General features: G+C 72.9%; 9 protein-coding genes. 6 read left to right on the forward strand and 3 right to left on the reverse strand.

Translation table 11 applies throughout. The annotated features are described in order from the left end of the window. The 6 genes from AOK09_RS26405 to AOK09_RS26430 form a co-directional block, all read left to right on the forward strand. On the forward strand, nucleotides 1–1,062 hold a 1,062-nt coding region (locus AOK09_RS26405; protein ID WP_055589758.1), incomplete at its 5' end, for a sensor histidine kinase. Continuing rightward, nucleotides 1,059–1,667: a response regulator transcription factor gene (locus AOK09_RS26410; protein ID WP_055589759.1), complete on the forward strand. Its 609-nt coding sequence runs from the start codon at nucleotides 1,059–1,061 to the stop codon at nucleotides 1,665–1,667. The genes AOK09_RS26405 and AOK09_RS26410, both read left to right, overlap by 4 nt. A gap of 112 nt (nucleotides 1,668–1,779) precedes the next feature. Beyond that, on the forward strand, nucleotides 1,780–2,670 hold the full coding sequence (locus AOK09_RS26415; protein WP_217698485.1) for an NAD-dependent epimerase/dehydratase family protein: 891 nt from the start codon (nucleotides 1,780–1,782) through the stop codon (nucleotides 2,668–2,670). Between the two features lie 422 nt (nucleotides 2,671–3,092). Continuing rightward, entirely contained in the window at nucleotides 3,093–4,394 is a 1,302-nt protein-coding gene (locus AOK09_RS26420) for an epoxide hydrolase family protein (protein WP_055589761.1), read from the forward strand. A gap of 290 nt (nucleotides 4,395–4,684) precedes the next feature. Next, nucleotides 4,685–5,305, forward strand: a complete 621-nt coding sequence (locus AOK09_RS26425) for a TetR/AcrR family transcriptional regulator (protein ID WP_055589762.1) — start codon at nucleotides 4,685–4,687, stop codon at nucleotides 5,303–5,305. Nucleotides 5,306–5,400: 95 nt separating this feature from the next. Beyond that, nucleotides 5,401–6,435, forward strand: coding sequence for a nitronate monooxygenase (locus AOK09_RS26430; RefSeq protein WP_055589763.1), 1,035 nt, complete (start codon nucleotides 5,401–5,403; stop codon nucleotides 6,433–6,435). Between the two features lie 115 nt (nucleotides 6,436–6,550). On the opposite strand, the gene AOK09_RS26435 is transcribed toward AOK09_RS26430, so the two are convergent. From AOK09_RS26435 to AOK09_RS26445, 3 genes are all read right to left on the reverse strand, one after another. Next, on the reverse strand, nucleotides 6,551–7,117 hold the full coding sequence (locus AOK09_RS26435; RefSeq protein WP_055589764.1) for an ester cyclase: 567 nt from the start codon (nucleotides 7,115–7,117) through the stop codon (nucleotides 6,551–6,553). 151 nt (nucleotides 7,118–7,268) lie between these two features. Further along, a complete protein-coding gene (locus AOK09_RS26440; protein WP_055589765.1) occupies nucleotides 7,269–7,919 on the reverse strand; it encodes a DsbA family oxidoreductase in 651 nt (216 codons plus the stop codon). A gap of 212 nt (nucleotides 7,920–8,131) precedes the next feature. Beyond that, entirely contained in the window at nucleotides 8,132–8,692 is a 561-nt protein-coding gene (locus AOK09_RS26445) for an NADPH-dependent FMN reductase (RefSeq protein ID WP_055589766.1), read from the reverse strand. Nucleotides 8,693–8,833: the final 141 nt, after the last annotated feature.

Raw genomic sequence — 8,833 nt, forward strand, 5'->3', positions numbered from 1 at the left:
CTCGTCTACCCGGGGGTGGCGGCCTCCGGGGTCGCCCGGTACGCGAGCGGGACCGCCGCCGTACCGGGCTATGTCCTCCTGGCCGCCTTCTGCGCCGCCTACGTCCTGGCCGCGGTCTCGTTCGCGCAGCGCCGCATCGGGCGGCTGCGGGTGCTGATCGCCGTCATGGCCGTGCTGTTCGCCGCCGAGCTCCCGATCGCCCGCGACTTCGCCTTCTACCTGGGCGCGGTGGTGGTCTCCTTCGCGGCGATGGTGCACCGGCGGCGGATGGTGCCGATCGTGGCCGGAGGTGCGGTCGCGGCTCTGGTGGTGCCGTGGGCGGTCCGGCCCTGGCAGCTCGGCCCGGGCTGGACGGAGGCCGTCATGACCGTCTTCACCGCACTGACCGTCTTCGGCTTCTCCGAGATCGTGACGGCCAACCAGGCACTGCTGGACGCCCGTGCGGAGGTGGCCCGGCTGGCGTCCGAAGCCGAACGCAACCGCATCGCAAGGGATCTGCACGACCTGCTGGGCCACTCGCTCACCGTGATCGCTGTCAAGAGCGGCCTCGCCCGCAGACTCGCCGAGAACGGGTCGCCGCGGGCCGTCGAGGAGATCACCGCCGTCGAGAGGCTCTCCCGGGAGGCGCTCGCCGATGTAAGGGCGGCCGTCTCCGGCTACCGCGAGGTCACGCTGACCGGCGAACTCGCCCACGCACGGGAACTGCTGAGCGCAGCCGGGGTGGCGGCCGACCTGCCGGCCGCCACCGAGGAGGTCGGCCCCGACCGGCAGGAACTGTTCGGCTGGATCCTGCGCGAGGGCGTCACCAACGTGGTGCGGCACTCCCGGGCGACACGCTGCACGGTGCGCCTGACGGCCTCGTCCGTCGAGGTCGTCGACGACGGCACCGGCGCCGCGGCACCCCGCGGCAACGGCCTGTCCGGGCTGGCCGAGCGGGTGGCCGGGGCGGGCGGCACCGTGGAGGCGGGCCCGGCCCTCCCGCGCGGTTGGCGGCTGCGGGTCACGTTCGGCGGGGACGGGTCCCGCGGTCCGCTCACCACACCGGAGGACGCAAGGGCATGACGATCCGTCTGCTGCTCGCCGACGACCAGGAACTCATCCGCGGCGCCCTGTCCGCGCTGCTGGACCTGGAGGAGGACTTCGAGGTCGTCGCCGCGGTCGGCCGGGGCGACGAGGTGGTCGCGGCAGCCCTCGCCCACCGCCCGGACGTGGCGCTGCTGGACATCGAGATGCCGGGTCTGGACGGACTGGCGGCCGCGGCGGCGCTGGCGCAGCAGGCACCCGAGTGCCGCGTGATCGTGCTCACCACCTTCGGGCGCGCGGGCTATCTGCGCCGGGCCATGACGGCGGGCGCGGTGGGGTTCGTGGTCAAGGACACCTCGCCGGAGGCGCTGGCCGACGCCGTCCGGCGGGTGGTGCGGGGCGAGCGCGTGGTCGACCCCGCCCTGGCGGCGGCGACGCTGGCAGCGGGGGACTCCCCGCTGACCGGGCGGGAGCGCGATGTGCTGAACGCCGCCCGCTCCGGCGCCTCGGTGGCGCAGATCGCCGCCCAGTTGCACCTGTCCGAGGGGACGGTGCGCAACTATCTGTCGGCTGCGATCACCAAGACGGCGGCGCGCAACCGCATGGAGGCCGTACGGGTCGCCGACGACCGCGGCTGGCTGTGAGCTGTGAGCTGTGATGCGGGCAAGCGGACGGTGGGGCGGCGGCAGCGGCGGACGCGTCCGGACGAGGACGGCGGATAGGCTGACGCAGTCCTACCGTGCCGATCTTGGTGTCATGGCGAAGGAGTGGAAGCGGATGACCGGACATGTCGCCGTCACCGGCGGAAGCGGAAAACTGGGGCGGGCCGTGGTCCGCGATCTGGTCGAGCACGGCTGGACCGTGGTCAATCTGGACACCACGCCCCCCGCCGAGCCGCTCGGCCCGTTCGTCCGGGTCGACCTCACCGACTACGGCCAGACCGTCGAGGCGCTGACCGCGGTGGACGACCGCCACCGCGGGCTGGACGCCGTGGTCCACCTCGCGGCGGTCCCGGCGCCCGGACTCACCACCAACGCCGCCACGTTCCGCAACAACGTCCCCGCCACCTACAACGTCTTCGCCGCCGCGCGTCAGGCGGGCATCCGCAACGTCGTCTGGGCCTCCAGCGAGACCGTTCTGGGACTGCCCTTCGAGACCCCGCCCCCCTATCTGCCCGCCGACGAGGAGTACCCGCCGAGGCCGGAGAGCACCTACTCGCTGGGCAAGGTCCTGGAGGAGCAGATGGCCGCCCAGTTCTGCCGCTGGGACCCCGAGCTGAAGATGGTCGGCCTGCGCTTCTCCAACGTGATGGAGGTGGGGGACTACGCCGCCTTCCCCTCCTTCGACGCCGACCCCGAACTGCGGCGCTGGAACCTGTGGTCGTACATCGACGCCCGCGACGGCGCCCAGGCCGTGCGCAAGGCGCTGGAGTACCGGGCGGCGGGCGTCGAGATCTTTCTCATCGCCAGCCCGGACACGGTCATGGGCCGCCCCAGCCGGGAACTGGTCGACACCGTCTACCCGTCCCTGCCGCTGCGGCGTGAGATCACCGGCCACGAGAGCCTGTTCTCCATCGACAAGGCGCGCCGGCTGCTCGGCTACGCACCCGTTCACTCGTGGCGCGACGAGGTCCCGGCCGCCGGGTGACCGGGCGGCCGGCCCGCAGGTGACCCGTACGGCCCAGTGAGGTCCTGCCCGGCCGGGGGCCGCTGGGCGGGTGCCGACCGCGGCCCGGGCGGCCCCGGCCCGGGCTCCCGCCCGTACCGGCTCCGCCGGCAACCGACGTCGTGGCGGACCGGCGGGGCCGCCCCGGGCCGCCCGGGCCGGGTTGCGGGAGCACAGGCGGGTCCATAGCGTCGGAGCCGTCATAGGCGGGCAGCGAGGAGGTCAGGTCGCCACCGCCTCCGGTGCGGATTCGGACCGTGCGAGCTGCGCGCGCCGGCGAGTCCGGCATTGACTCCGGCCGCCGCCGGTGAGAAGTCCGGGCGTGTGCAACGGTTTTGACTCGGGCGGGCACCGCTCCCACGCATCTCTCCCGGCGGGCCGTGGCGAGCGCGAGGAGATCCGTCATGTCCCACACCTCCCCCCGGCACTCGCGGCGTACCTTTCTCTCCCGTTCGGCCGCCGTACTGGCCGTGGGAGCGTCAGGGGCCGCCGGTGCGCTCCCCGAAGCGGCGTCCGCGAAGGACCGGTCCGGGGAGGTCCGTCCCTTCCGGGTGGACTTCCCCGAACGGGACCTCGCCGAGCTCCGTCAGCGCATCCGCGCGACCCGGTGGCCCGACCGCGAGACCGTGCCCGACCAGTCCCAGGGCGTGCAGCTGGCCACGATGCAGGAACTCGCGGCGTACTGGGCGTCCGGCTACGACTGGCGGAGGATCGAGGCGAGACTGAACGCCCTGCCCCAGTTCCTGACCCGGATCGACGGACTCGACATCCACTTCATCCACGTCCGTTCCCGGCACCCGGACGCACTCCCGATGATCCTGACCCACGGCTGGCCGGGATCCGTCCTGGAGTTCCTCAAGGTGATCGGTCCGCTCACCGATCCCACAGCGCACGGGGGACGTCCCGAGGACGCCTTCCACCTCGTCATCCCCTCCATACCGGGCTACGGCTTCTCGGAGCGGCCGCGGACGACCGGGTGGGGACCCGACCGGATCGCCCGCGCCTGGGCCGTCCTGATGGAGCGTCTGGGATACCGGCACTATGTCTCCCAGGGAGGCGACTGGGGCGCGGTGATCTCCGACCGGATGGCGGTGCAGCGACCTGCGGGGCTGCTCGGCATCCATGTCAACTTCCCGGCCACGGTGCCCCCGGACGTCGCGAGGTCGCTCGCCTGCGGCGATCCCGCGCCGGCGGGCCTGTCACCCGACGAGAGGGCGGCGTACGACAGCCTCGCCACCTTCTACCGAACGGGTTCCGGTTACTCGGCGATGATGGTCACCCGTCCGCAGACCGTCGGATACGGACTGTCGGACTCGCCGGTCGGGCTCGCTGCCTGGATGTACGACAAGTTCGCCGCCTGGACGTACAGCGGCGGGCATCCGGAGCGCGTCCTCACCAGGGACGCGATGCTCGACGACATCACGCTCTACTGGCTCACCGGCACCGCGGTGTCGTCCGCCCGCCTCTACTGGGAGAACAACGCCAACAACTTCAACGCGGTCTCGGTGTCCATCCCGGCCGCGGTCTCGGTGTTTCCCGGCGAGATCTACCAGGCGCCGCTGAGCTGGACCAGGCGCGCCTACCACGACCTCATCTACTTCCACCGGGCCGCGAGCGGCGGCCACTTCGCGGCCTGGGAGGTGCCGGACATCTTCAGCGACGAACTGCGGGCGGCTTTCCGGTCGCTGCGCCAGTCGCCTCGGTGAGGCCGCGCCCGAGCCGCAGTCACGGAGCCTCCTTGCCGAGCGCCGACACGCCCGGCCGTCCGCGGTGGGCCTCGGGGGCCGAGCGTCTCCGGCGGGGCCCGGACGGCGCGGGCCGGAGGCGCTGGACGTCGACGACGGCCCCGGGGAAGGCCCGCAACCAGCGGGGTGGCGTCCCGGTCCGGTGAAGGACGGTCAGGGGCGTACAGGCATCACCGGTCGGGGGACTCGGAAGGCGAGGGCCATAGCTGACCGGTCTAGTAATGATAGCCGGTCGGTCGTATACTCCAGGCATGGGACGGACCAGTGATGCCAGGGAGAAGATCCTCGAGGCCGCGCGCTCACTCATGGAGATGCGCGGCTACTCGGCGCTGGGCGTGGCCGAGATCTGCCGGACGGCCGGAGTGCCCAAGGGCAGCTTCTACTACTTCTTCGAGTCCAAGGAAGCGCTGGCGCTCGCCGTGATCGACGAGCAGTGGACCGTGCAGCGCCGCCATTGGACCCGGGTCCTGCAGGACGGCGCGGAGCCGCTGGCCCGGCTGCGGCAGCTCTTCGCGGACACCGAGGCCCAGCTGCGGGCCGACCAGCAGAGCTGCGGAACCGTCTCCGGCTGCATGTTCGGAAACCTCACCCTGGAGCTCAGCAACCAGACCGAGGCCGTCCGCCGACGCCTCCAGGAGATCTTCGAAGCCCAGGTCGAGATGGTCGACTCGGTCATCATCGAGGCAGCCGGACGCGGCGAGGTCACCGTCCCCGACACCCGAGAGGCAGCACGGTCGGTGGTCGCACAGCTGGAGGGCCAGGTGCTCTTCGCCAAGCTCCACAACGACACCTCCCGGCTGAGCGCGCTCTGGCCCAACGCGCTGGCCCTGCTGGGCGCCCGTACCACCGCGCGGACACCGGCAGCCGGCTGACCCGGCAGGCCGCCGGCCCCGGACCGAAGCCTGCGCCCCGGCGCAGGCCGGACCCCAGGACGGCAGCACCACCCCCACCGGAGGAAGCACCCACCATGGTCTCGCCACTGGCCGCCCTCGGGGCGACCACTCCCGTCCTGGCCGCCCCCATGGCCGGCGGACCCACCACTCCCGCGCTGGTCACCGCCGCGGCCCGGGCCGGCAGCCTCGGTTTCCTCGCCGGTGGCTACCGGACCGCCGACGCTCTCGCCGAGCAGATCGCCGAGGTCCGCGCCACGGGCGTCGGCTGCTTCGGGGTCAACCTGTTCGCCCCCAACCCCGTCCCGGTCGACCCGGTGGCCTTCCACCACTACGCCCGCACCATCGCCCCCGAGGCCCGCACCCACCGCCTCGACACGCTGGACAGCGGGATCGTCGAGGACGACGATCACTGGCGGGACAAGGTCGACCTGCTGCTCTCCGACCCGGTCCCGGTGGTCGGCTTCACCTTCGGCATCCCGGAGGCGGACGTGCTCGCCGCGCTCCGCAGGGCCGGCACCCTGACCGTCCAGACGGTGACCTCGGCCGAGGAGGCCCGGCGGGCCGCCGCGGCCGGCGTGGACCTGCTGGCGGTACAGGCCTCGGCCGCCGGAGGGCACTCCGGCACCCTCACCCCCCAGCGCACCGCGGCCCCCGTGCCGCTGGCCGAACTGCTGCACCAGGTCCGGCAGGCGGTCGGCCTGCCGCTGGTCGCGGCCGGTGGGGTGGCCACCCCGGCCGCCGTGGCCGAGGCGCTGAGCGCAGGGGCGGCGGCGGTCATGGTGGGGACCGTACTGCTGCGCGCCGACGAGGCCGGCACCTCGCAGACCCACCGGGCCGCCCTGACCGACCCGTCCAGGGACGGGACCGTGGTGACCCGGGCCTTCACCGGGCGGCCCGCCCGCGCACTGCGCAATGCGTTCACCGACCGCTACAGCGACCTCGCCCCCGCCGGATATCCCGCCCTGCACCATCTGACCGGCCCGATGCGCAGGGCCGCGGCCGCCGCGGGGGATCCCGAGCGTGTGCACCTCTGGGCGGGCACCGGGTACCGGCATGCCCGCGCCGAGCCCGTGGCGCGGATCCTGCAACGGCTGGCAGCAGGTGCCTGACGTACCGTCAGAAAGCGGGCACAGCGACGGGACCAGTACGGCGCGGGCCGCCGCACCCCCTCGCGTCACCCCGAAGAAGGAGCGGCGGCCCGCGTCCGAGCCGGCGGGGGAGCTGTCAGACCCCGTCGTCCAGCAGCCGGGCGGCTGCCTCGGCCTGTGCCGTCACCTCGGCCGCCGCGCGGGCCGCCCTGCCGGTGACCCGCCACGCCAGCATGCGCAGACCGACGGCGGGGGTGGGCGGAAAGACCCCGAGCTGGCCGAGCATGGTGATGTCGTCGCGCAGCGCCTCGTGGCCGACCACCTTGCCGTCGCGAAGCCGCAGCAGATGCACCTGCTCGAAGTCGATCTCACGTCCCGTCGGTGGGACGGCCTGGTCGAGGACGCCGTCCCGGAACCGCACGAACGGGCCGGTGTGCCGCCCCTGCATGCGAAGCCGCACCGAGACCCGGTCCCCGTCGTGGAGCAGGTCCAGGAAGGGGAAACGCAGGTCGCCGAAGGCCGAGCGCAGCCAGGCGCCGGAGGCCAGGGTTCCCGCCGGTCCCGGGATCGCGCAGGCCCGCGGGGAGACCGCCGCCTCACGGTTGTGGTTCTCCCGGTGCACGACCTCGGCGGCCAGCGCCGGATCCCCGGTCTCGAGCACGCGGAAGAGTCCGCGCGCCAGTTCTTCGGCGTTGGACGCCATGTCTGCTCCAGGTGGTCGGGTGGGACGCCCCCGTGGCGGCCGCACCGGATGATCGGATGTGTCGGTGTGCCGCTCGGTGGCGGCCGGGAGGCCGGATCCGCCGGCGGGCGGGCCGTGGCCGGGTGGGCGGCAGGGCCTCGGTGCGGGCGGCTCAGTGCCGGACCTCCGTGCGGGTGCGCCACGCCTCCTCCAGCGCACGGGTGAAGGTCTCGACCGGCTGCAGACCGGTCACCCCGTACCGCCGATCGAGCACCACGAACGGCACGCCGCCCGCACCGAGTTCGGCCGCCGCCCGCTCGTCGGCCCGGACGTCCTCGGCGTGCGCTGCGGGATCGGCGAGGACCCCGCGGACCGCCGTCTCGTCCAGTCCGGCCTCGACCGCCAGTTCCACCAGCGTCTCCCGGTCGTGGACCGAGCGCTCGTCCGCGAAGTTCACCTGGAAGACGAGATCCATCAGCTCGACCTGGCGGCCGTGCGCCCTGGCGAAGTGCAGGAGGCGGTGGATGTCGAAGGTGTTGCCGTGGACGCGGCCGCCGATGCGGAAGTCCAGGCCCTCGGAGCGGGCCTGGGCGGCGGCGTGCTCCTCCCGCGCCGTCTGCTGCTCCAGGGTCCGCCCGTACTGGGCGGCCACGGCCTCGATGATCGGGGTGGTGCCGTTCTCGGCCGTGGGGTTGAGCTCGTACGACCGGTGGACGAGCTCGATGTCGGCGCGGTGCTCGAAGGCCGCGAGCGCCCGGTCGAAGCGGGCCTTGGCGACGTAGCACCAGGGGCAGGCGATGTCGGTCCAGATCTCGACGCGCATAAGACGGTGTCTCCCTGTCCGCGGAGGGTGGCTCTGTGGGGCGGGCGACCAGGGGAGGTCGGCCTCCGGCGATAGTAGGCGACCGACCGTCTATGTCCAAACGCGCGCCCAAACGGCCGGGCGCCCGGCGACCCTGTCGCCGGGCGCCCCGGACCGGCCTGCATCCGGCGGCCCGGGGGTGAGCCCTCCGGGCCGCCGGCGTGGTGCCTGTCTCAGCTGGCGCGGAGCGGGGCCAGTGCGTTGCTCCAGGCGACGACCTGGTCGAGGGTGGTGACCAGGGTGTCGTGCTGGATGGGGGCGGGCTTGAAGACGCTGAAGTTCTCGAAGTCCGTGAAGAGCGACAGGGCGACCTGGGAGCGGACGTCCGCCATCTGCAGCTCGCCGGCGATCCCGCGCAGGTGCTCCACGGCACGGGCGCCGCCGGTGCCGCCGTAGCTGATGAAGCCGACGGCCTTGTTGTTCCACTCGGAGTACAGGAAGTCGATGGCGTTCTTCAGGGCGCCGGGCACCGAGCGGTTGTACTCGCCGGTGACGATGAGGAAGCCGTCCAGCGAGGCGATCTTCTCGGCCCACGCGAGGGTGTGCGGCTGGCTGTAGTTGCCCATCGACGGCGGGTAGGCCTCGTCGAGGAGGGGGAGCTTGTAGTCCAGCAGGTCGACCAGCTCGAACTCCGCATCGGTGCGCTGGGCGGCGACATCGTGGACCCAGCGGGCGACGGCTTCGGCGTTGCGGCCGGGGCGGGTGCTGCCGATGATGATGCCGATCTTGGGCATGATGAAAAACCTCTTCAGGGCGAAGTAGGGGTCAGCAGGGCGATAAGCTTGCTGCGTCAAGCAAATGCTTGACCGCTGAAGTAGACAATGGATTCCTTGACGCGTCAAGCAGAGCCCCGCTACGGGGGCTCGGGGTGGAGG

Source organism: Peterkaempfera griseoplana, assembly GCF_001418575.1.
GTDB classification, from domain to species: Bacteria; Actinomycetota; Actinomycetes; order Streptomycetales; family Streptomycetaceae; genus Peterkaempfera; species Peterkaempfera griseoplana.